Raw genomic sequence first — 23,291 nt, 5'->3', positions numbered from 1 at the left:
CGCACGGTCACGACTTGACCTTAAACTAACCGGAAAGAAAGTATCGGGCACATTTTTGCAGGTTGGTACGCAACTCACACTCAACGCGTAGCCGAAAGCACCTGCGAGGGACTGTAAAGGGAGGTTCAAAATGAAAAAAGCGCTACTGACGACATGTGCGCTTTGCTTTGGGGCGACAGTTGGTCATGCAGGTGGCCTGGATCGAAGCGGGCAAGGCATCAACCTGATCTTTGAGGAGGGATCGGTTGTTCAGTTTCGCCTTGGGTACACCAACCCAAGCGTATCGGGAACAATGCCTGCGTTAATCGGGCCAAATGCTGGTCAACCTGTCGATTCGGGCAACGTTGCAAATGACTTTTTTACACCGCATCTGGGGTACAAGACTGCTCTGACTGAGCAGTTGGACTTTGCGATCATGTATGATCAACCTTTCGGCGCGGACATTGAATATGCCGATGATTACCCGCTGTCGATCAACCCAAACCCTGCTGGACGCCAGGATACTCTGAATGCAACCGCAGACACAGATGCTGTGACCGCGCTTTTGCGTTACAAATTTGACAACGGGTTCAGCGCACTGGGTGGCGTACGCGCGCAGCGCGTAAAGGCATCGGTCAGCGTACCACTTGTAGCCGGGTATGAAGTCAATACGGACGCGGACATTTCGTTCGGATATGTTGTCGGAATCGCTTGGGAAAAACCGGAAATTGCTGCTCGTGTCGCACTGACTTACAATTCAAAGATCAGCCATAACCTCTCGCAAACCGAGGCACTTGATTCCACCGGTACACTCAACTCAGGAACCGAGATCGAAACACCGCAATCGGTCAATCTGGATTTTCAGACTGGCGTCGCCCCGAAGACCCTGCTTTTCGGATCTATTCGTTGGGTTGACTGGCCTCAGCTCAACTTTTCGCCGCCGAATTATCCATTTAACCCACTTGTCGACTACGACAACGCCACCTATACCTATTCGCTCGGTCTTGGTTATCAGTTTTCCGACGAATTCTCTGGTGCGGTAACACTTGGCTATGAAACCGACGAGGGTGAACCAGTATCGAACCTTGGTCCGACCGACGGTTTCTGGAGCATCGGTGTCGGTGGAACATATTCGTTGGAAAAAGCCAAAATCTCGGGAGGCATCCGCTATACCGACATCGGCGATGCGACCGTGGACGGCGCAGGCCCCAACGCGCGCGCCGACTTCTCAGGCAACAGCGCCTGGAGTGTTGGTTTCCAGATCACCTACGCTTTGGACTGATCTGACCGATCACGCAAACACAAGGCCCCGCCCATTCGGCGGGGTCTTTTTTGTCGCATGTTTCGGGTCGCTTCGGCGTTCGCGTGGTGACAGGTTGGCCCTATGGAACCTCAGAAACATCTCTCATCCCGCGCCTGGGCCGAACTGTTGCTGCTTGGCCTGATCTGGGGCGCGTCCTTTGTGTCGATTCGCATAGCTCTGGATACGATACCGGTGATGACCTCGGTCCTGCACCGCACGTTCTGGGCCATGGCCGCGCTGTGGCTGGTCGTTTGGATCAAGCGCCTTGAGCTGCCCACGGACCCACGAACCTGGCTGGCCTTCTTGATCATGGGTCTTTTGAACAATGCCGTTCCCTTCTCGCTGATGGCGTGGGGACAGTTGCACATCGACACCGGGCTTGTGGCTATTTTGAATGCGGCAACGGCGATCTTTGGCGTGCTGGTTGCGGCCTTATTCTTCGTGGATGAACGGCTGACAAAATCGCGCCTGACTGGAGTCGTTCTTGGGTTTGCGGGCGTCTCGGTCGCCATCGGCCTTGGCAACTTTGCAGGTTTCAACCTGCAAAGCCTGGCTCAGCTCGCCGTATTGGCGGGCACGGTGTCTTATGCCTTCGCCAGCGTGTGGGGCCGAAAACACCTGTCCGGCATGTCCCCTGTCGTCGCAGCGGCGGGTATGCTGACCGGCGCGACACTCTTGATCCTGCCGATCACGCTGATGGTTGATGGCGTGCCAACCCTGCGCCTTCCGGCGGCAACATGGGCGGCCATTGGATACTATGCCATCGTCGCAACGGCAGGGGCCTATCTTCTGTACTACCGGGTGCTGGCAATGGCCGGTAGCGGCAACCTGATGCTGGTCACCTTGGTCATCCCGCCCGTCGCCATTGTCCTTGGCGCGGGGCTAAGGGACGAAGCGCTGCCGCCCAATGCCTATGTCGGTTTTGCAATCCTTGCCTTTGGGCTGGTAATCCTGAACCGCTCGGGCAAGCGCGATTGACGCGGTCCCCTGCCCGTTCTAGCAAAGGCAAAACTAAGGGACAGCGGAACATGATCTACGGCTCGGCAAAGGATTGGCGCAGCGCTGCGCGGAAGAAAGTGCTGTTTTTCGGCATGTCGGGCCTGGGCAAAACCTATGTGTCGAACATCCTGCGGGATTCGGGCGACTGGTTTCATTACTCGATCGATTACCGGATCGGCACGCGCTACATGGGTGAATACATCACCGACAATGCCAAGGCCGAGGCGATGAAGGTGCCGTTTCTGCGCGATCTGCTTTTGTCGGATTCGATATATATCGGCTCAAACATTTCATTCGAGAACCTGACACCCGTTGCCGCCTATCTGGGCAAGCCCGGCGATCCGGTCAAAGGCGGGCTTGAGATGCCCGAATACCGCCGCCGTCAGGAACAGTTCCGACTGGCCGAGATTCATGCCTTGCTGGATACCGAGTATTTCATCGACCGGGCGCAACGTCTGTATCACTACCCGCATTTCATCTGCGACACCGGCGGGTCGATCTGCGAATGGGTCGATCCCAATGATCCGTCTGATCAAGTAATGACCGAACTGTCCAAGCACACGCTTATGATCTGGCTGAAGGGGGACGAGGATCACACGGCAGAGCTTGTCCGCCGCTTCGACAAAGCTCCGAAACCGATGTCCTATCAGGCCGAATTCCTGACCCGCGTGTGGACCGACTATCTGGACCAGCACGGCTGCGCCGAGGCCGAGGTCGATCCGAATGCCTTCATCCGCTGGACCTATGCGCAGGCGCTGGCCCATCGTCAGCCCAGATATGCGGCCATGGCCAAAAACTGGGGCATCACCATCACCGCCGATGAGATAGGCAAGGTGCGCGACGCGGCCGATTTCGATGAGTTGATCGAACGCGCCCTTGAGACCCAACCCAAGAACGCCTAACTACAAGCTTCTGTAAAAACCCAAAAAAGCCTGAACCGATGCCGATCAAGATCCCCTCAGACCTGCCCGCCTTTGACGTCCTGACCAAGGAAGGCGTCATGGTCATGGCCGAGGATCAGGCAATGCGTCAGGATATCCGCCCCCTGAAGATCGGGTTGCTGAATCTGATGCCCAAGAAGATTCAGACGGAAAATCAGTTCGCACGTCTGATCGGTGCAACGCCGCTGCAAATCGATCTGTCCCTGATCCGCATGACCGAGCATCGGACTAAGAACACCGCAGCCGAACATATGGCCGAGTTCTATCGCCCCTTTCAGGAGGTCAAGGACCAGAAGTTCGATGGCCTGATCATCACCGGCGCTCCGATTGAACATCTGGAATTTCCGGACGTTACCTATTGGGACGAGATCAGCGAAGTTTTCGAGTGGACCCAGACCAACGTGCATTCCACCTTCGGCGTCTGTTGGGGCGGGATGGCGATGATCAACCATTTCCACGGCGTCAAAAAGCACATGCTGGATGCCAAAGCGTTTGGCTGTTTCCGACACCGGAACCTGAACGCGGCGTCTCCGTTCCTGCGCGGCTTCTCGGATGATTGCGTCATTCCGGTCAGCCGCTGGACCGAAATGAAACAGGCCGAGATTGACGGCGCACCGGGGCTGAACACCCTGCTGGGCAGCGACGATGTGGGCCCCTGTCTGGTCGAGGATCCGGGGCATCGTGCGCTCTATATCTTCAACCATTTTGAGTATGACAGCGATACGTTGAAGCAGGAATATGATCGGGACATGGCCAATGGCACGCCGATAAACGTGCCGATGAACTACTACCCCGATGACGACCCGACCCGGACGCCGCAAAACCGCTGGCGCAGCCACGCGCATCTTTTGTACGGCAACTGGATCAACGAGATTTACCAGACCACACCTTTCGACATGGACGAAATTGGCCGTTAAGCTTCTGATATCATTCGCCGTACTCGTTCTTGGCTTTGCCGCATTCACCGCGTGGCGCAGCGCCCAGATCGAAACACGGGCCGAGGCTGCCTTTCCACCGGAAGGTCAGATTTTAGATGTCGATGGGATCGCAGTCCACGCTGTCGTGATGGGCGAAGGCCCCGATGTGGTACTGATCCACGGGTCCAGCGGAAACACGCGCGACATGACCTTTGCGTTGGCGCCAATCCTTGCCCAGACCTACCGTGTCATCGTGTTTGATCGTCCGGGGCTGGGCTATTCCGCCAGTTTCAATCCTGACGGAGAAACCATCACCGAACAGGCTGACATCCTGCAGAAGGCTGCCGCTCAGCTAGGGGCTGATAAACCCATCGTCGCTGGCCAAAGCTATGGCGGATCCGTCTCGCTTGCCTGGGCCGTAACGCGGCCCGACAATATCTCGGCCCTTGTTCTGATCGCCCCCGCCGCCATCCCGTGGGAGACGCCGCTTGATGGGTTCAACCGCCTCGCCTCGACCCCGGTCGGGAACACGCTCGCACTGCCCCTGATCACCTCTTACGTGCCGGGTTGGTATGTCGAACAGGCGATGGACAAGGTCTTCGCCCCGCAGACGGCCCCCGAAGGATATGCCGCGCATTTCGGGCCGGAACTGACGATGCGCCGGGCCTCGATGCACGCCAATGCCAAACAACGCGCCAACCTGCTGGACGAAGTCGCCACGTTGCAACCCCGCTATGCCGAGATTTCGGTGCCGACGGAAATCCTGCACGGCACCGCCGACGACACCGTGGGGCTTGAGTGGCACTCGCACCGCCTGATCGAACAGATACCGGGGGCAGAGCTGATCGAACTGCCCGGCATCGGCCACATGCCGCAGGTCGTGGCTGCCGAGGAAGTGGCCGCCGCAATAGATCGGGCCGCGCAGCGTGCGGGTTTGCGTTAGGCAGGCACCTAATCCATAGTAAGAAATGGATTTTATTGCGAGGTGATGCATGGCCCGGTCCGAAAAAGGCTCCATCGATAACTACTTCCGCAAAGGCGCGCCGAAGGATGTGCGCGACCTGATCAAAAAGGCAAAGAAGGGCGACATCCTGAACCCGACCTACCCCTATGCGGAAAAGATGAAGTCCAAGGAGTATGAGGCGCAGATCGGGGCGTTGCAGATCGAACTGGTCAAGATGCAATCCTGGGTCAAAGAGACCGGTCAGCGGGTTGCAATCATCTTCGAAGGCCGCGACGCGGCGGGCAAAGGCGGCACGATCAAACGCTTTCGCGAAAACCTGAACCCGCGCGGCGCACGCAATGTGGCGCTGGCCAAACCGTCCGACGCCGAACGCAGCCAGTGGTATTTCCAGCGTTATATCCAGCATCTGCCTACGGCTGGGGAAATCGTGTTCTTCGACCGCAGTTGGTACAATCGCGGCGTGGTTGAAAACGTTTTTGGCTTTTGCGAGCCTGAACAACGCGAACGTTTCTTTCGTCAGGTTCTGCCGCTAGAAACCGGGCTGGTGAATGACGGCATCCACCTGTTCAAGTTCTGGCTGAATGTCGGGCGCGCCGAACAGCTGAACCGGTTCCTCGCGCGAGAAACCGACCCGCTGAAGCAATGGAAACTCAGCCCCATTGATGTGGCGGGATTGAACAAATGGGACGAATACACTCAGTCGATCTCGGAGACTTTGACCCGATCCCATACCGAGCATTGCCCCTGGACCATCGTCCGATCAGACGACAAGAAACGCGCCCGCATCGCAGCGATTCAGACGGTTCTTGGCGCGCTGGACTATGATGAAAAAGACAAGGGCGCGGTGGGTAAAATTGACCCAAAAATCTGCGGCGGGCCAGAGATTTGGGACGCGTAGGCACGCAGCACCAAGTGATGGACGCTCAGACACAGGTGGACTATGTCTTTGCTTCCCAAGGAATGAAAACTGACCTGAGGCCAGGATGACGAAACGCGGTTACCACCATGGAAACCTGAAACAAGCCCTGATTGAGGCTGCGTTGTCCCTGATCGAGGAAAAAGGCCCAACGGGGTTCACTCTGTCCGAGGCGGCGAAGACGGCCGGGGTCACGCCAGCGGCTGTTTATCGGCACTACCACGGGCGTGAAGATCTGATTGCAGAAGCTGCCAAGCAAGGCTTCGAGATGTTTGCCGACCTGATGCAGTACGCCTATGACAAAGGCCAGCCCTCGGCCCTTGCCGCGTTCGAGGCGACGGGCCGCGCCTATCTGGCTTTTGCCCGCAAACATCCCGGCCACTATATCGCGATGTTCGAAAGCGGCGTGTCTCTGAACCGCACGCCCGAGCTGTCTCTGGCGGCCAATCGTGCCAAGAACGTGTTGGAAAAGGCCGCAGCCGATCTGTCGCAACATATTCCACCGGAAAAGCGCCCGCCTGCCTCGATGTTCAGCGCACATATCTGGGCGATGAGCCATGGGGTTGTCGAACTCTACGCCCGCAACACGGGCGCAACGTCGCCCTTCCCGCCCGAGGACCTGCTGGAAAGTGGTATCGGTATCTATCTGCGTGGATTGGGGTTGGTGCCGCAGGACGACTGATGTGGTTCAGACCCGCTGACTGTTTTGCGGCACGCTCAGGCCCGAGGTGACATTGATCAGGTTCATCTGTCCCATGCCTTTGATGTCGACAAGACCGATATCCGAGACCTGAAATTCGTCGATCAGGGCGTATTTCATTTCCTCCGGCGCGACGATATTCATCGGGTTTGCAAAGACTTGCAGACGCGCGGCGGTGTTCACCGCGGGGCCAAAGACGTCGTAGACGTATTTCTGAATACCCACGACCGACCCGACCGCAGCCCCCATGCCCAACCCGACACGCGCCTGCCATTTATGGGGGTGGCTTTCGTTTCGGCGTTCCAGATAGCGCAGAAACCGCACGGCACAATGGGCCACGGCGGTTGCATGATCCGGCGTCGCATCGGGCATGCCCGAAACGGCCAGATAGGCGTCACCGATCGTCTTGATCCTCTCGCATCCAAACTGTTCTACGATCCGGTCAAAGGCTGTGAAGATGTCGTTCAACTCGCTCAGCGTCACTGTCGGATCGGTTTTCGCGGCAAAGTCGGTGAAGCCGACAAAATCCAGCATCACGACCGAGACCTGATCGTACAATTGCGGGGTCACAACGCCAAAGGTCTTGAACTCTTCGTACACCGCGCGCGGCATCACGTTCAGCAGCAGACGTTCGACCCGTTCCTTTTCGCGCTCCAACTCTCGGGTGTTGCGCTCCACCATGGTCGAGTAGCTGTCGATCATGCTTTCAAGTTCGCGAATGCGCGTGATGTTCTGGCATTCGATGATCAGAACCTGCTCGGACAGGCCATTGGCCAATGACACTGTGACCGCAAAGATCAAGGTCCGGCGTCTGGGCTTGATCTGCAACTCGACCGAGTAGCGCAGGCCAGATTGTTTGACGTCATCCAACTCTCTCAGATCAAGATCGGGCACCAGATCCAGCAGCGTTTGACCCTCCTCTGGCTTGCCGAACCATTCGGCGAAAGAGCCATTGTGAAAGACAAACTCCAGATCCTCGGCCCGCACCACGGCCACGCCGACGCCAATAGCGCGTAACAATTGCTCGTTGATGGCATGGATGCTCATGCAGCGTCCCGGGCGACGATGATCGACCGTTTTCCTTCAATCGCGCCAAGGGCTGTCTTGATGTCGGGCTCTGACATACCGTGCATTTCCAGCGCCTCGCCGAACAACACGGCCATGGCGTCGAAATCCTCATGGCTGATGTTGAGATGGCGATGAACCGCCTCGATCCTGTCGTCACTGAATGCAGCAGGCCCCCCGATCAGAGAGGAAACGAATTTGGTTTGATGGTCGATCAGGCGCGGCATATCGATATCTTCGAAATAGTCGCCGATCTCGTCGGAATCCAATGCCATTTCGTAGAAGGACATCACCACCCGGCTGATCGTTTTGAAACCACCGTATTTCTCATAAAGCGTCTGTGTCACACCAATACCCGGGCGTTACCAATTGAATAACGCCACAAGACTATAACAAATTCCGATTTTTGTTAACGTTTATCAGACTTAAGGGTCTATTCGCCTGTTGTGGGGCTGTTTTTTGAACCCGGAAAGCGCCGCGAAATATCCAAACTCAATCCGTTCCATGTGTGCGGCTATAGGCCGAAACGGCCGGTGGTTCATGCGCAGCACGGGCTGTTTCACCGGGGTCGTAGACCTCGATCAACAACGGGTAGCAAGCGGCGGTGTCCGAGGAATGCTCGGACGAACAATCCCCGCCCGGGCAGGCCGACAGACCAACGATCAGATCAATCTCGGCGTAAAACTCAAGGTAATCTCCCGGACGCACCGGGCTGGCCTTCATGAAATACTGACCGGTGTCCCGCGTGAATCCGGTGCACATGAAAACGTTCAACACGTCATGCACGTGCATCTCGGCCTCGTGCAGCGGCAGACTGCAATGCCGGGACAAGGCGCGTGTCAAATTGGAATGGCAGCAATAGTGGTAGTCATCACCAGACAACAGACGACCGGTATACGGGTCACAGCGCGTCCCGATAACATCGTGGACCGAGCCGCCGAACTCATCGAATCCATACCAGTCCAGAGTGTCGTCAATGATGGTCGCCATCGGGCGCATGGCAGGGAAACTCGACCACATCCGGTCTCCGGTCGACAGATGCGTGCCATGCAACGCGCGGGTTTTTCCGGAATAGAACCGCTCGGTCAGATCGTGCTTGTTCCACAGGTTCAGATCGCCGACCTGAGACCCCTGCACCGACACAATTCGAAAAAACGCGCCTGCGAGGACGTCGATACACGCCGCATCCCGCGGGGCCGCAGTGACGTCGGCGGATTTGACGGCTGCGTTGCGCAGGGCACGCAGCCCGGTCAGGTCCGGCGGGTCCAGCGTGTCTGGCGGATAGCAGATGACGGGTTCAATGGCCTTGCGCTGAGACGCATCTGCAGGTGGCGTGGAGTTCGGGATTTCAAGTTTCACGGCGCACCTCTTGGCGAAAGACAATCAAATTGACGAACTCTGTAAGGGATAGAGCAAATCAGGCCGAACCGCCAAGGCCCGGAATCACAAATGCGCACCCCTTTCCGACACGCGTCAGCGCGCCATACGCGCGCGCCGCCGGGCGATTGATTGCCGAAAGGCCCAATCGCTGAACACGGTCAACGGGAAAAGAACCCGCTCACCCAGCCCATCGATCACAACAAGCCGACCGCCGCGTTCCTGCGCGCGGACGATGTTTGCGGCCCACAGGTCGCCCACGATGATACGACCGCGCTCCAGATCGTCCAAAAGCTCCAGTAGTTCGGCCTTCAGCTTTTGCTGAACCTCGGGTTTATCCTTTGCCGCCACCATTTCAGCGTGCAGCGAGGGCGCGAGATCTCCGTCCGGCCCGGTCATTTTTTCAACCACAATGGCCGGTCCCCGAGAGGTCGGCGCATAGCCCATGAACCGCGCCAGACGCTCAATCTCGGGACACCCACGATTCAGGGCCGCCAGGTATTCATTCGCCTCACGCGCCCACTGACGCAGATTTCCGTACCGCCATTCGGCATAGCGCGGAATGAGATGGTTGCGCTTTGGCTCATCAACCCGAACCTTCAACAAGGCGTTTTCCAGTTCAGGATGTTGGAATATCTCGTAATTCTGGCTTTTGCGCAGCGGCGCATTACCGTCCAGCTCAATCATTTTGTTTTTTGTCCTGTCTGCCGATATGCAGAATTGTCCGCTTGAGGCGAATATAATCCCGTCATCAATTCGTTACAATGCAAGCAGTTGGCGCACCGGCGCTCACAGCTTGGAAATTGGACGGTGAGTTGGGTGAAAGTGGCGGAAACGAAGGAACTTTGTACGAACCTCACAAGCTCTCATCGTTCCTTGGGAACGACTGCCGCTCAGCGCTTTGATCAGAAGATGGTTGGCCTTTCTCGCGAAAGTCCTGTGGCGGAGAGACAGGGATTCGAACCCTGGAGACGGTTTCCCGCCTACACACTTTCCAGGCGTGCGCCTTCGACCACTCGGCCACCTCTCCGTGACGGCGATATTTGGACCAATGCCGGTGGATTTGCAAGGGCCGAATTCAGGGAAAGTGAACGGTTTCAAACAAATCCGTAACGTCGATATCCGATGCCTTCTATGGACGGATCAAAGCTCATCCCCGGCGTCAGGGTCCAGATCCGCCTCGGTCATTTGGATTGGGGCAGACGTCGCCTTTTTCGGGGCCTCGGGTTCGTTCTCAGGCGGCTCGGACGGGCCTTGGGGCGCCGGGTGCAGAACTTCGGGGTTGCGCAGCCACAGATCACGCTGCGCAAACGGGATCTCGATCCCGGCCTCGGCGAAGCGGCGGTTGATTTCGTGGTTCATGTCGGATTTCACCGACAGCACCCAGTTCACGTCGCGCAGGATGGCCCGGATTTCGAAATCCAGCGAATCCGCGCCAAAGCCCTGGAACACCACGCTGGGCGCAGGGTTCGCCAGAACCATCGGATGGGCGTTTGCGATCTCACCCAGAATCGTTTCGACTTGCTGCGTGTCAGTGCCATAGGCCACGCCTACGGGTACGATCACCCGCCCGATGGTATTGCCCCGCGTATAGTTCGTAACCACGCCGCTAATCAGGTCCGAGTTCGGAACGATCACATCTGTTCGGTCGAAGGTCTCAATCGTCGTGGACCGGACCGAGATATCGCGCACGTAGCCCATCATCCCGTTCACATCGATCCAATCCCCCTTCGAGATCGGACGCTCGACCAGTAGGATAATGCCCGAGACGAAATTCGACACAATGGTCTGCAGGCCAAAACCAATCCCGACAGACAGCGCCCCGGCCACAATCGCAAGCGAGGACAGATCGAACCCGGCCACCATAATCGCGATCAGCGCAGCGATGGTGATCCCGACATAGCCGGACCCGGCCACAATCGCGTTCTGGCCGCCGGGATCAATTTTTGTTTTGGGCAACAAAGAGTTGCGCAACCCGCTTTGAACCAGCCGCGTCACCGTATAGCCGATGGCAAATACGGCCACGAAGGTCAGGAAATTGCTGGGTGAAATCGTGACTCCACCGATGTCGAAGCCCAGAAGAATGCGCGTCCAGACCTCGATCAGATCAGTCTCGCGCGCGCCCCAGTAGATGGCCAGAACGGGCACCGACAGGATCGCAAGCGCAAACCCCAGCAGAACCGAAAATAATGAGTCGCGCGCGGCGTCGCCCTGCCCCGTTATCCAACCATAAACCGTTGTCAGGAAGCGCTGCGCGATCACCAGCGCCGCAATCAGGATCAGCGTCTTGACCGCCGGAAAAACAATGGCCTCGGCTGCATTCGTATAGCCGAACATCGCCAGAACTGGCGTCGCGATGCCAAGCAGGAACAGAACACGGCGCAGCAGCTCGATCAGTTGGCTCAGGCTTGCGCCCCGGGTTGACGCGTTTGGGTCGACCTCGTCCTGTTGAACGTCATTGGTCCGGATATGGCGCACCCGCAGCAGAAGCAACGCGGTCATGACGACAACCGGGAAGCTGACAACAGCCCGCGTCGCGTCCGAGATATTCTCGATCTGATCGAACAGAATGGCCAGTTCGTGCAAAATCAGCATGATGGCCAGCAGATCCAGATAGACCCGCAATTCCTTGATTTTATTTGCCGACAGGCGGCGGAAATTCTGCGCCTCTCCGATCAGATAGATCTGCCGACCGATCCAATCGTAGAAGAAAATGATCGCCGCCCAATACGGAACGCTTTGCAACAGAAACGTGCCGCGCAAGCCCAGCACCCCGGTCAGCGTGATCGCCTGAACGGCGGCCCAGACACCCAACCAGGGCAGAGCAATGCGGAACAGCGAGACGACAAAGGTCCAGACCCCGGTGCCCCCACCACCCAATTTACGCAGGTAGTCCCCGCCTCTTTCCGACCAGTAGCGCCCAAAGATCAGCAAAACCGCCGAGGCAACCATCAACAGAAAAATGCCCAGGCCGCGCTCGCGGATTTGTTCGCGGACGGAATCTGTACGCAGGTTCTTGGCGGTCTCGTTGAACAGGCTGCGGGTGGCTTCGGTCACATCCGCCCAGGCCGGCCGCAAATAGATCGGGTTGATCGGAGACGGGCCACGTTGCAACAGCTCTTTTTTCTGGCGGTCCCGGATGATCCGGTCAATCTCGCTGATCAACCCGTTGGCCCTGCTATAGGCCTCTTCCGAGATGATCCGGGGGACGCGCAGGCTGTTGAGTTGTTCGTCCAGATGCGCGCGCAACATCGCCAGTTGTTCTGGTTCTTCGGCATCACCTTCCGGCTTTGGACCCAGCGCCTTGATCTGGCCTTCCAATGTCTGAATGCGGTCAGTGTTTGCCCCGCGCGCCTGATTAAAGTCCTCGCGGTAATTGTTTATTTCAGAACGTAAATTCTCTAACGCAGCGTTCGAGGCCCTGTTGGCCTCGATCACCGTTTCGGCCCGGTCCGCCGTCTTGATCCAGCCCTGATAGTATTCGCTCTGCCGGTCGGTCAGTTGCGCGGTGGCAGCGCCAACAAACCCGAACAGACATAGGGCAACCAGAACAAGGCACAGGCGGACCTGCTGCAGCATCATACGTCCTCGAACACGCCCGGAATGCTGCGGGGTGCTTCGGTCATCCAATCCGGTACCGGCAGTTCTTTTTCACGCAGGAATTCCGGGTTGAACAGCTTGGACTGATAGCGCGTGCCATAGTCGCACAGGATGGTCACGATAGTATGGCCGGGGCCCAGATCCTTGGCCAGACGCACCGCGCCCGCCATGTTGATCGCGGTTGAACCGCCCATAACCAGACCTTCCTCGCGCAGCAGATCGAAGATCAGGGGCAGCGCCTCATTGTCGGTCATCTGGTACGAAAAGTCCGGCGTGAAGCCTTCCAGGTTCTTGGTGATGCGCACCTGTCCGATGCCTTCGGCGATCGAGCTGCCCTCCATCGCGATCTCACCGGTGGTGTAGTAGGAGTAAAGCCCTGCCCCCATCGGATCGACCAGGCCGATCTTCACACCTTTGGGCTGCAAAGCGTCGGCCACACCGGCCAGCGTTCCGCCTGAACCTACGGCACAGACAAAACCGTCCACCTTTCCATCGGTCTGTTCCCAAATCTCGGGGCCGGTGGTTTCCACATGGGCCTGACGGTTGGCGATATTGTCGAACTGGTTGGCCCAGATCGCGCCATTGGGTTCGGTTTGCGCCAGTTCCTCGGCCAGACGGCGCGAGTAATGCACAAAGTTGTTTGGGTTGCGATACGGCGCCGCCGGAACCTGAACCAGTTGCGCGCCGGCAAGGCGCAGCATGTCTTTCTTTTCTTCCGACTGGGTTTCCGGAATCACGATCACCGTCTTGAAGCCCATTGAGGCACCAACCAGCGCCAAGCCGATCCCGGTATTGCCCGCCGTGCCTTCGACAATGGTGCCACCGGGTTTCAACTGACCCCGCGCGACCGCATCGCGGATGATATAAAGCGCCGCGCGGTCCTTGACCGACTGTCCCGGGTTCATGAACTCGGCCTTGCCGAGGATTTCGCATCCGGTCTCTTCACTGATGCGCTTCAGCCGGATCAGCGGTGTTTTCCCGACTGCGTCGGCAAGGTCTCGTGCAATGCGCATGGCGCCCTCTTGTCGTTTGGTATCAGGGAAGATTTACAGCCGAGCCGCCGCAACCACAAGCGCGATAGTCACTGGCGCAAACGGTCCCGGTGACGGGCCAGCCAATGGGCCAGCGACAGCAAGGGCAAATCCTTGAAGGCATGGCTGTCCACAAGACTGATGAATTCCGAATACGGCAGAATTCGGGTGCGAATATCCTCGCCTTCGCTGTCCAATCCGCCTGCGTCGGTCGTTTCGGTCAAAGCTCCAAGACCGACATACAGATAGACATACTCGGTCGAAGACCCGCTTGAGGAATAGGCCCCACCCGCAAACTCTAGCGCATCGAGCGTGACCTGAGCCTCCTCCAACGCCTCGCGATGGGCCGCCTGTTCCCGTGTTTCGCCAGCGTCGATCATGCCCGCCACCGGCTCCCACATCCAGGGCTCGGGGTCTTCGATCAGGAAGATCGGGGGGCGGAACTGCTCGACCAGCATCACGGTGTCCTGCACCGGGTCATAGGGCAGAACCACAACCGCGCTGCCCTGCATCAGGCTGTTGCGGTTCAGAACAGGACCCATCGAACCGTCGTGCTGGCGGTGCTGTAGCTGGATTTCCTCTATGCCGAAGTAATCGACATAGGCGCGTGTATGACTGTGGACGACAACATCCGTTGCCGTATCGCGCGGATCACCCGAGCGGCGCTGCCGGGCAAACAACTTGGCCTGGGCGCGAGTCTGTATTGCCGGGATGCTGCGGGTCATCTTTTTGGCATCAACCTTGCCGAAATAGGCCATCTCCTCTTCGGCGGCCAGCGCGGTGACCTCGCCCAGTTTCTCGGCCCACCGCTCCAGCGACCAAAGACCCGCAGGCACCCAGGCACCGGGGGCCGGGAAAAACACCTGAGCGGTCGTCGTGCTGCCATCGGGTAAGGCTACGGCCAAGGGCTGCAAATCATAGTCAAACCCGCCTTCGTAATAGGCCAGTCGTGCCAGATCCTGCTTGGTCAGGTCGCGGGCCAAAAGGCCGTCGGCCTCAGCCCCCGGCATTGGCTGGATCATCGGAAAGTCCTCTCCTACCACCGCATGAACTGCATGATCCGGCAGACTGGCAGGGGTCAGCGACACATCCCCAGCGGACCGACCCAGCACGCGTTCCAGCAGTGGAACGTAGCGCAGGGTGCCGTAAAAGAACAAATCAGACACGGGTGAACAGCTTTCCTGTCGGGTTGAGGGTATCAGCGCCAGCGTCGGCTGGCGATTTCCGTGGCCAGACCGGCCAGAACCGACCCGACGGCCAGAGTGATCAGGATTTCCGGAACCAGCAGCAACCGCCCATAGTCGACACCGATCACGAAGATCGCCTTGAGCGCCTCGAACGGGCCGTCATAGCGGTTGCGCATGGCAAGGCGAAACATCTCGTAACAGCCCTGCACAAACAGCGCCCAGAACACCAGCGAGGCCACGCCGGTCAGCCCGTTGTTGATCCCGGCAGTCCAGCCGCGCCCTGCCCGTTTGCCCATGATTTTCCAGCCACATGCGACAGCGATTACAAGGTTCACCACGGTAAAATAGCCGTAATCCTTACCCTCTTCCCCGTTGTTGATAACCATGCTGGAGACCAGAAAGGCCACCACCGCAAGACAAAGGGCGGCAACTAATCGCGCGGCTGTGGGCATTTACGAATTCCGTTCCTTAACTGGGCTTTGCTATGGTGATCTGTGTCACATCGCAATTGCCCGTGTCAAAGGCTGCGCCACATGCGGTCAAATAATAATTCCACATGCGGCGGAAACGCTCATCAAACCCCATGTCAGCGATCTGATCCCACTTGGCGTTGAACGTGTCATACCAGCGGCGCAGCGTCAGGTCGTAGCTTTTGCCAAACTCTTTCGAACGCACCAGATCAAGCCCCGCCAGATCGATCTGTTGGCGCAGGATCGTGGGCGATGGCAACATGCCGCCCGGAAAGATGTATTTCTGAATGAAATCAACGCCGTTCTTGTAAAAATCCCAGCGGTGATCGCCCACGGTTATGATCTGCAACGTGGCCTGAGCGCCGGGCTTCAGACGTTCGCGCACCGTCTCGAAATAGACAGGCCAGTACTTTTGTCCTACAGCCTCGAACATCTCGATCGAGGCGATGCCGTCGTACAATCCGCGCTCGTCCCGATAATCCTGAAGCTTCAGCTCGACCATATCGGAAAGTCCAGCTTTTTCCATACGTTGTCGCGCAAAGTTCAACTGTTCCTGACTAATGGTCAGGCCGGTGACGCGCAAACCACGCTCTTTCGCGGCATATTCGGCAAAGCCGCCCCAGCCGCATCCGATCTCAAGCACATGATCGCCGGGTTTGACGCCCATTTCGTCAATGAGGCTGGCGTATTTGGCCGTCTGCGCCTTTTCCAGGCTCTCCTGTCCGGTCTCGAACAGTGCGCTGGAATAGGTCATCGTGTCGTCAAGCCACAGGCCATAGAAGTCATTGCCCAGATCGTAGTGGTACGAGATGTTCTTCTTGGCCTGTTTCCGATTGTTGCGATGCAGCCAGAACCGCAGCCGTTCATAGGCCTGCACCAGGAACTTGCCGGTGAACCCGTCATAAACCGTTTCCGAACCGAGATGGACAAGATCCATAAAGGATCGCAGGTCGGGCGTGCTCCAATGTCCTTCCAGATAGGCGTCCGAGAACCCAAGCTCTCCTTCCCGGATAAGACGTGCAAAAACATCCGGGTCGTGGATTTCGACCGCTGCAATCGGGCCGGGTTTGGAGCCTTCTGATCGAAACACGCGACCATCCGGCAAAGTGATATCCAGCCGCCCGGACTCCATCTTGCCCAGCATCTTGAAGACTTGCGCGAAATATCTGGGCAGGTCTGTCTGCCCCTCGGTCGACGTCAGGATCATCCGCTCTCCCCTCTGCGGTGTTTGGTTCAGGCTAGGACGGCTTTTTGTTTCTGGCAAGTTTTCAGTTCCTTACTGGGTTTTTCGGCTTTCATACGCAGACAGAGCGCGCTTGCGCCCGTCAGCCAAATCCACGACCGGTGGCGGGTATGGCGTGGACGGGTTCATTCCCCAGGACCTCGGGATCGCGTCGAAATAGGCCAAGGCGGTGGCGCTTGGGTTTGCGTGCCTTTCGGCGATCCAACGCTGCAGATAATGGTTCTTGGGATCGAACTTCTCTTGCTGCGTTTGCGGGTTGAAGATGCGGAAAAACGGGGCCGCATCCGGACCTGATCCCGCCACCCATTGCCAGCCCATCGCGTTCGAGGCCGGGTCCCAGTCGATCAGGCAGTCCTCAAACCAATTCATCCCGACATTCCAATGGGTCATCAGGTGCTTGGTCAGATAGCTTGCGACGATCATCCGGGCACGATTGTGCATCCGGCCGGTCACATACATCTCGCGCAGGCCCGCATCGACTACAGATATGCCGGTTCTGGCCTGTTTCCAGGCCGACACCTCGGGGTGATCCGGGTCGGTATTCCATGGGAAGGCATCCCATTCTGGTCGCCAGTTGCCGTTCAGCAGGTGCGGCGTGTGGTACATCAGGTGATAGGCGAACTCGCGCCAGACCAACTGCCGTAAGAAGCCGTCGGTCCCGGTCGTTCCCATCAACGCGGCCTGTTGCACCCGGTGCCACGCCGCCCGAGGGCCGATCTCGCCCAGCGACAGGTATTCCGAGAGGTTCGAGGTGCCATCGACATCCAGCCGGTCCCGGTCTTCGGAATAGCGCGAAACACGCTCCAAAAAAGCGTTCAGTTGGTCATAGGCCGCGTTTTCACCGGGGCGCACGTGCGGGCGAACGACCCGAGCGCCCCTGTTCATCGACTTTCCCATACTCCAGTCACCCAGCGTCTCTGACACAGGCCAATGGGCGGGCGCGTTCAGGTTGGTTACATTGGGAAATGGCTCGGGCACCTCGCGCCCCTGCACTGCGCGCCACATCGGAGTAAACACGCGGAACGGCTGCCCGGTTTTCGCCGCAACGGTCCAGGGTTCGAACAGCAGATGGCCCGCAAAGGACCTGGCTTGAACACCATCATCGATCAGGGCCGCTTTGACTTTGGTATCCCGCGCAATCGACTCTGGATCATAGGCCCGAGACCAGTAGACCTCGGTCGCGCCGGTCTCGGACACCAGTTTCTGCAACTGGTCCAACGCATCGCCGCGTCGTAGGATCAATTGGCTGCCAGCCTGACCCAGCGATTGTGCGAAGGCTTCAAGCCCCAAACCCAGACGCCATTTGGGTGCAGCGCCAAGTGCCTCGGTCAGTGGATCAAGAATGAACACCGGAATGACGGGCCGACCGGTTTGCGCGGCGGCAAACAGGGCCGGATGGTCCGACAGGCGCAAATCCCGTCGGAACCAGATAATGATTGGGGACTGTGTAGATGACATGACCGCCCTGGTGTTTTCTTCGTATTACGAAACAGGGCTTTGAGTGGATCACAAAACGCGGTCAAGCGCCTCCAACAATTGATCAATTTCCTGTTGCGAGGTGTAGTGCGTGAAGCTGACCCGCAATACGCCCTGCGCCGGATCAACGCCCATGGCTTGTAACGGGCGCACCGCGTAGAAATCACTGCCACCCGCCATGATGCCATATTTGGCCAACTCGGCTGCCACAGGTTCGGCCGGTTTTCCCAAGGCCATAGCGACCGTCGGTGCACGACGCGCCGCATCAGAAGGTCCGATCAGGCGCACGGCATTGCGCGATTTGACCGCATCCAGAACGGGTTGCAGCAACGCCTCTTCATGGGCGCGCATCAGATCATGGACAAAGGCCCCCTGCGCGGCCGCGCCTGTGTCCGGTCCGCCGTGGTGCTGACACAGCAGTTCGATGTAATCCGCCATCCCCGCACTTGCCGCGATCTGCGCGTGGTCGGGACCAGCGGGGGTAAAGCGCTTATACAGAACGTCCCCGTTGAAGTAATGCGCCTGGTTCGGCAGCAGTTCCCCAAGCGTTCGCCGAATGACCATGCAGCCCTGATGCGGGCCGTAGGTCTTGTAGGCCGAGAACAAATAGATATCCGGCCCCAGATCCCCGACATTCGGCAACCCGTGCGGCGCATAAGACACGCCGTCAACGCAGACAAACGCCCCGGCGGCATGAGCAATGGCTGTAATTTCCGTCACCGGATTGATCTCACCCACCACGTTCGAGCAATGCGGAAAGCAGACAAGGCGGGTTTTCTCGTCCAGCAGATTCTCAAGGTCTTGCGGGTTTAGCGCTCCGGTCTGGGGGTCGATCTGCCATTCCCGGATTTCGATCCCCGCATCTGCTAGGCGTCGCCACGGACCGGAATTTGCCTCGTGATCCTGGTTGGTTACGACAATCGCCTCACCCGGCTTTATCCATTGCCGTACCGCTTGCGCCAGAACATAAGTGTTTTGGGTGGTCGAGGGTCCAAAGCTCAGCTCATCGGTGTCGACGCCCAAAATGGCCGCCAGCCGCGCGCGGGCTTCGTCCATTTCAGCCCCTGCAAGCTGGCTTGCCTCAAACGGCGCATAAGGCTGCACCTTGCGCTGGGCGTAGAACCGCGTCAGCCGGTCAATCACCGGCTTGCACGCATAAGACCCGCCCGCATTTTCGAAAAAAGCCTGCCCTTTCAGGCTGGGCTCGGAAAAGGCCGGGAACTGAGCCCGAACGAAATCGATATCCAAAGACGTCATGGCCGGTCCCCTTCCCTAATCGCTTTCAAAAGCGCCGCGTCAGCCCTGAACCTTGGTATAGGTTCCCTCACCCGCCAGAATGCCGCGGAAGCCTCCGGGCTCATCAAGGCCGAACACAATCAGCGGCAGGTTGTTGTCCCGCGCCAGCGCAATGGCCGAGGCGTCCATGACCCGCAGCCGCTTGGCCAGCACATCATCATAAGAGACGGTGTCGTAGCGTACCGCATCGGCGTGCTCTTTCGGGTCCTTGTCATACACGCCATCAACGCCGTTCTTGCCCATGAAGATCGCCTGACAGGCCATTTCGTTGGCGCGCAGGGTCGCGGCGGTATCGGTTGTGAAATACGGGTTGCCGGTACCGGCGGCAAAGATGCAGACCCGCTTTTTCTCCAGATGTCGCACCGCACGGCGGCGGATATAGGGCTCGCACACTTCATCCATGCGAATGGCCGAGATCACGCGGGTGAACACCCCAATCTCTTCCAGTGCCGACTGCATCCCCAGCGCGTTCATCACGGTGGCCAGCATTCCCATATAGTCAGCGGTGGTCCGCTCCATCCCCTGTGCCGATCCGCTGAGGCCGCGAAAGATGTTGCCCCCGCCGATCACCATGCAAATCTCGACCCCCAGATCGTGAACCGATTTCACCTCTTGCGCTATCCGCTGCACGGTTGGCGGGTGCAGACCGAATCCCTGATCCCCCATCAGCGCCTCGCCAGAGATTTTCAGCATGACGCGGTTATACTTGGGTTTCGTTGTTTCGGGTGATGGGGTCAGGCTCATATTGCGCTCCGGGCTGGCACGGGTTTATTTGCGGCGCAAAATGAAGCAAAAGTTCCGCAGGTTCAATGCGGATGCTTAGGAAGAAAGCGACCCTGATGGCGGACCGACCCGCAACACGAATTTGGGACCGGTTGCCGCCTATCGAGGATGGCAAGCCCGTGCTGATCGCAGGCCCGACCGCATCCGGCAAATCGGACCTGGCTTTGCAGATCGCCGAAACCTTTGGTGGGGTCATCGTTAACGCCGATGCCAGTCAGGTTTACGACTGCTGGCAGGTGATCTCGGCCAGACCGTCGCCGCAGGACGAGGCGCGTGCACCGCACAAGCTGTATGGCCATGTCGCCTATGATCATAGCTATTCAACCGGCCACTGGCTGCGTGAGGCTGTGCCTCTGCTGACCGCTGGGGAACGCACGATCATCGTCGGCGGCACCGGGTTGTATTTCACCGCCCTGACCGAAGGGATGGCCGAGATCCCCGCCACCCCCACCGAAGTTCGGCAGATCGCGGATCAGATGTCCCTGCCGGATCTGATCGATGGCGTGGACAGTCAAACGCTGAGCCGATTGGACATAAACAATCGCGCCCGCGTTCAGCGCGCGTGGGAGGTTCAGACCGCGACGGGTCGCAGCCTTCAATCCTGGCAATCGGATACGCCACCGCCTGCATTGAAGCTGGAGGACTGCGTTCCGATCGTCTTTGATGTGGACAAAGCGTGGTTGCAGGATCGGATCTCACGCCGATTTGATCAGATGGTGAGGACAGGTGCCTTGGACGAGGTTGCAGCCATGAGCGACCGCTACGATCCGTCACTGCCCGCCTTCAAGGCCATCGGCGTGCCCGAGCTGATGTCTTATCTGGACGGTGAAATGACACTGGACGAGGCACGTGAACGAGCCACGATTTCGACGCGCCAATTCGCAAAACGTCAGCGCACGTGGTTTCGCGCGCGCATGAAACGCTGGGCAAATGTGGATTTCTCCAAGTAACAACATGGTAAGATTACGACGCGGGCCCCTTCCCTGAAGAAAACTTAATCCTTGTCCATGTTACGCAAGGAATCGATGCGCAATTCCCCAAAAACAGGCGGAAATACTGCGAATTTCGTGACAGACCGGTGCAACCTGTTACCGAAAACATCCCGAACACAAGACCGGCCAATGTCGTTTTTGTGCCTCGAATGACGATTTCGAACATTGACGCGTTCCAAATTCTGGTGCCGAATACGCCCATGGGGATGCAGAGAATCCAAAAAACAAATCCCGTAGATTTACCCGTCGGCGCGAAAAGCGCCGGGTAAGCTGGTTCATCAAATCAAAAAAACTGTTACTCAGGGAGATAGAGTAAATGTCAGATCGAACACCAACCGGAGCATCGGTTCATTGGGCAGCAGAGATGCACGCCCAGGAATGCCGCGACGGTAAACTCAGCCGGCGCGAGTTCATTGCCCGCGCCACGGCGCTGGGCGTTGCAGTGCCCACGGCTTATGGCCTGATCGGCTTGCAAGCACCGGCAGCCGCACAGGAACCGCCGCGTGGCGGCACCATCCGCTATCAGATGGAAGTGCGCGCGCTGAAAGATCCGCGCACCTTCGACTGGACACAGATTGCCACCTTCACCGCAGGCTGGCTGGAATATCTGGTCGAATATAACAATGACGGCTCGTTCAAGCCCATGCTGCTGGAAAGCTGGGAGGCCAATGACGACGCCACCGAATACACTCTGAACGTTCGCAAGGGTGTGAAATGGAACAACGGCGACGATTTCACAGCCGAAGATGTTGCCCGCAATATCACCGGCTGGTGCGACTCGGCGGTCGAAGGCAACTCGATGGCGTCGCGGATGGCGTCCCTGGTTGACGAAAGCACCCAGAAAGCAGCCGACGGTGCGATCACCGTGGTTGACACGCACACCGTAAAGCTGAAGTGCAACGCGCCGGACATCACCATCATTCCGGGCATGGCTGACTATCCGGCGGCCATTGTTCACAGCAGCCACGACCCCGACAACATGTTGGGCAACCCGATCGGAACCGGCTTTATGCTGCCCGAAAGCCACGAAGTCGGCGTCAAAGGCGTTCTGGTGCGCAACGAAGGCTTCGACTGGTGGGGTTATGAAGCCGGAAAAGGCGGCTATATCGACCGGATCGAGTTCATCGACTACGGCACCGACCCTGCCGCCTTCCTGGCTGCATACGAAGCCGAAGAAATCGACATGAACTGGGAATCGGTCGGTGAATTTGTCGACATCTTTGACGGCATCGGCCTGACCCGCTCGGAAATCCCGTCGGGCTTTACCATCGTCATTCGTCCGAACCAACTGGCCGAAGACGCCGATGGCAACAAGATCTACGGCGACAAACGCGTGCGTCAGGCGCTGGCGATGGCCGTGGACAACGAAGTGTGTCTGGAGCTTGGTATGTCCGGCTACGGCATCGCTGCGGACAACTGCCATGTCGGTCCGATGCACCCGGAACATGATTCAGCGGTCACTCGTATTCCCTATGATCCTGCAAAGGCCAAAGCCCTTATGGACGAGGCCGGCATGGGCGACTTCGAGCATGAAGTTCAGTCCATCGACGATGACTGGCGCCGGAACACAACCGCAGCTGTTGTTGCTCAGCTGAATGACGCCGGGATCAAGGCGAAGCACACCGTGTTGCCTGGCTCGACCTTCTGGAACGACTGGACCAAATACGCCTATTCGTCGACCAACTGGAACCATCGTCCGCTGGGAACTCAAATCCTGGCGCTGGCCTATAAGTCAGGCGTGGCATGGAACGAATCCGGTTTCGCGAACGAGGAGTTTGACGCGCTGCTTGCCGAGGCCAACTCGATTGCCGATGTAGACCGCCGTCGCGAAGTGATGGGCAAGCTGCAGGCGATTATGATCGAAGAAGGCGTTGTGATCCAACCCTACTGGCGCACGGCGATGCGTCACCATCGTGAAAACATGGTGGGTGTTGAAAAGCACATCGCGGACCTGCCGCAGATCTACAAATTCGGCATTCTGTCCTAAGCCGAAAAACCCAAGGCCGCGCCGCGCTGGCGCGGCCTTTTCGTCCTGAATGCGGCGACCATAAA

The 23,291-nt window shown here is 58.2% G+C and carries 21 protein-coding genes and 1 tRNA gene; 9 read left to right on the top strand and 13 right to left on the bottom strand.

All coding sequences use genetic code 11. The features are described from left to right. Positions 1 to 130 precede the first annotated feature (130 nt). From ACR0C9_RS05040 to ACR0C9_RS05010, 7 genes are all read left to right on the top strand, one after another. Positions 131 to 1,261: an outer membrane protein transport protein gene (locus ACR0C9_RS05040; RefSeq protein ID WP_170451149.1), complete on the top strand. Its 1,131-nt coding sequence runs from the start codon at positions 131 to 133 to the stop codon at positions 1,259 to 1,261. Positions 1,262 to 1,363: 102 nt separating this feature from the next. Beyond that, positions 1,364 to 2,260 carry a DMT family transporter gene (locus ACR0C9_RS05035; protein WP_480780517.1) on the top strand — a complete coding sequence of 299 codons (897 nt, stop codon included), beginning with the start codon at positions 1,364 to 1,366 and terminating at the stop codon, positions 2,258 to 2,260. 50 nt (positions 2,261 to 2,310) lie between these two features. After that, positions 2,311 to 3,183: an ATPase gene (locus tag ACR0C9_RS05030; protein WP_480780516.1), complete on the top strand. Its 873-nt coding sequence runs from the start codon at positions 2,311 to 2,313 to the stop codon at positions 3,181 to 3,183. Positions 3,184 to 3,221: 38 nt separating this feature from the next. Further along, positions 3,222 to 4,139: a homoserine O-acetyltransferase MetA gene (gene metA, locus ACR0C9_RS05025; RefSeq protein ID WP_480780515.1), complete on the top strand. Its 918-nt coding sequence runs from the start codon at positions 3,222 to 3,224 to the stop codon at positions 4,137 to 4,139. Further along, on the top strand, positions 4,129 to 5,082 hold the full coding sequence (locus tag ACR0C9_RS05020; RefSeq protein ID WP_480625942.1) for an alpha/beta fold hydrolase: 954 nt from the start codon (positions 4,129 to 4,131) through the stop codon (positions 5,080 to 5,082). Before metA ends, ACR0C9_RS05020 begins: the two co-directional genes overlap by 11 nt. A 49-nt stretch (positions 5,083 to 5,131) precedes the next feature. Next, positions 5,132 to 6,001 (top strand): polyphosphate kinase 2, encoded by an 870-nt coding sequence (gene ppk2 / locus ACR0C9_RS05015; protein WP_480625941.1) that lies wholly within the window; start codon positions 5,132 to 5,134, stop codon positions 5,999 to 6,001. An 85-nt stretch (positions 6,002 to 6,086) separates the two neighbouring features. After that, a complete protein-coding gene (locus ACR0C9_RS05010; RefSeq protein ID WP_170451162.1) occupies positions 6,087 to 6,701 on the top strand; it encodes a TetR/AcrR family transcriptional regulator in 615 nt (204 codons plus the stop codon). Positions 6,702 to 6,707: 6 nt separating this feature from the next. Here ACR0C9_RS05010 and ACR0C9_RS05005 read toward each other — a convergent pair whose 3' ends face one another. From ACR0C9_RS05005 to pyrH, 13 genes are all read right to left on the bottom strand, one after another. After that, a complete protein-coding gene (locus ACR0C9_RS05005) occupies positions 6,708 to 7,766 on the bottom strand; it encodes an adenylate/guanylate cyclase domain-containing protein (RefSeq protein ID WP_170734626.1) in 1,059 nt (352 codons plus the stop codon). Further along, a complete protein-coding gene (locus ACR0C9_RS05000; protein WP_170451166.1) occupies positions 7,763 to 8,131 on the bottom strand; it encodes a group I truncated hemoglobin in 369 nt (122 codons plus the stop codon). Before ACR0C9_RS05000 ends, ACR0C9_RS05005 begins: the two co-directional genes overlap by 4 nt. Positions 8,132 to 8,276: 145 nt before the next feature. Further along, entirely contained in the window at positions 8,277 to 9,143 is an 867-nt protein-coding gene (locus ACR0C9_RS04995) for an urea carboxylase-associated family protein (protein ID WP_480780514.1), read from the bottom strand. Positions 9,144 to 9,257: 114 nt separating this feature from the next. Beyond that, positions 9,258 to 9,848 carry a YrbL family protein gene (locus ACR0C9_RS04990; RefSeq protein WP_170621712.1) on the bottom strand — a complete coding sequence of 197 codons (591 nt, stop codon included), beginning with the start codon at positions 9,846 to 9,848 and terminating at the stop codon, positions 9,258 to 9,260. A gap of 253 nt (positions 9,849 to 10,101) precedes the next feature. Then, positions 10,102 to 10,191: transfer RNA gene (locus ACR0C9_RS04985), tRNA-Ser, on the bottom strand. A gap of 113 nt (positions 10,192 to 10,304) precedes the next feature. Continuing rightward, positions 10,305 to 12,740, bottom strand: coding sequence for a DUF3772 domain-containing protein (locus ACR0C9_RS04980; protein ID WP_480780513.1), 2,436 nt, complete (start codon positions 12,738 to 12,740; stop codon positions 10,305 to 10,307). Beyond that, a complete protein-coding gene (locus tag ACR0C9_RS04975) occupies positions 12,740 to 13,774 on the bottom strand; it encodes a cysteine synthase A (RefSeq protein WP_480625938.1) in 1,035 nt (344 codons plus the stop codon). The genes ACR0C9_RS04980 and ACR0C9_RS04975 overlap by 1 nt, the downstream gene beginning before the upstream one ends. Before the next feature lie 68 nt (positions 13,775 to 13,842). Continuing rightward, positions 13,843 to 14,958, bottom strand: coding sequence for an NUDIX domain-containing protein (locus tag ACR0C9_RS04970; RefSeq protein ID WP_480780512.1), 1,116 nt, complete (start codon positions 14,956 to 14,958; stop codon positions 13,843 to 13,845). A 32-nt stretch (positions 14,959 to 14,990) separates the two neighbouring features. Then, positions 14,991 to 15,431, bottom strand: coding sequence for a TrgA family protein (locus ACR0C9_RS04965; RefSeq protein WP_170451176.1), 441 nt, complete (start codon positions 15,429 to 15,431; stop codon positions 14,991 to 14,993). Between the two features lie 16 nt (positions 15,432 to 15,447). Next, positions 15,448 to 16,656, bottom strand: coding sequence for an SAM-dependent methyltransferase (locus ACR0C9_RS04960; RefSeq protein WP_170451178.1), 1,209 nt, complete (start codon positions 16,654 to 16,656; stop codon positions 15,448 to 15,450). A 69-nt stretch (positions 16,657 to 16,725) separates the two neighbouring features. Then, the gene (locus tag ACR0C9_RS04955; protein ID WP_480780511.1) at positions 16,726 to 18,150 is read right to left on the bottom strand and encodes a cryptochrome/photolyase family protein; all 1,425 of its coding nucleotides are present in this window, start codon (positions 18,148 to 18,150) and stop codon (positions 16,726 to 16,728) included. 48 nt (positions 18,151 to 18,198) lie between these two features. Next, positions 18,199 to 19,425: an aminotransferase class V-fold PLP-dependent enzyme gene (locus ACR0C9_RS04950; RefSeq protein WP_480780510.1), complete on the bottom strand. Its 1,227-nt coding sequence runs from the start codon at positions 19,423 to 19,425 to the stop codon at positions 18,199 to 18,201. Positions 19,426 to 19,464: 39 nt separating this feature from the next. Beyond that, positions 19,465 to 20,202 (bottom strand): UMP kinase, encoded by a 738-nt coding sequence (pyrH, locus tag ACR0C9_RS04945; RefSeq protein ID WP_480582223.1) that lies wholly within the window; start codon positions 20,200 to 20,202, stop codon positions 19,465 to 19,467. Positions 20,203 to 20,303: 101 nt separating this feature from the next. Here pyrH and miaA point away from each other — a divergent pair, with 101 nt between their 5' ends. Both miaA and ACR0C9_RS04935 read left to right on the top strand, forming a co-directional pair. Beyond that, entirely contained in the window at positions 20,304 to 21,197 is an 894-nt protein-coding gene (gene miaA, locus ACR0C9_RS04940) for a tRNA (adenosine(37)-N6)-dimethylallyltransferase MiaA (protein ID WP_480780509.1), read from the top strand. A gap of 358 nt (positions 21,198 to 21,555) precedes the next feature. Continuing rightward, positions 21,556 to 23,226, top strand: coding sequence for an ABC transporter substrate-binding protein (locus ACR0C9_RS04935; RefSeq protein ID WP_480581451.1), 1,671 nt, complete (start codon positions 21,556 to 21,558; stop codon positions 23,224 to 23,226). Positions 23,227 to 23,291: the final 65 nt, after the last annotated feature.

Source organism: Ruegeria sp. C12 (assembly GCF_056537745.1).
The sequence above is the reverse complement of the archived record's forward strand: the minus strand, read 5'-3'. Positions and strand labels throughout refer to the sequence as shown.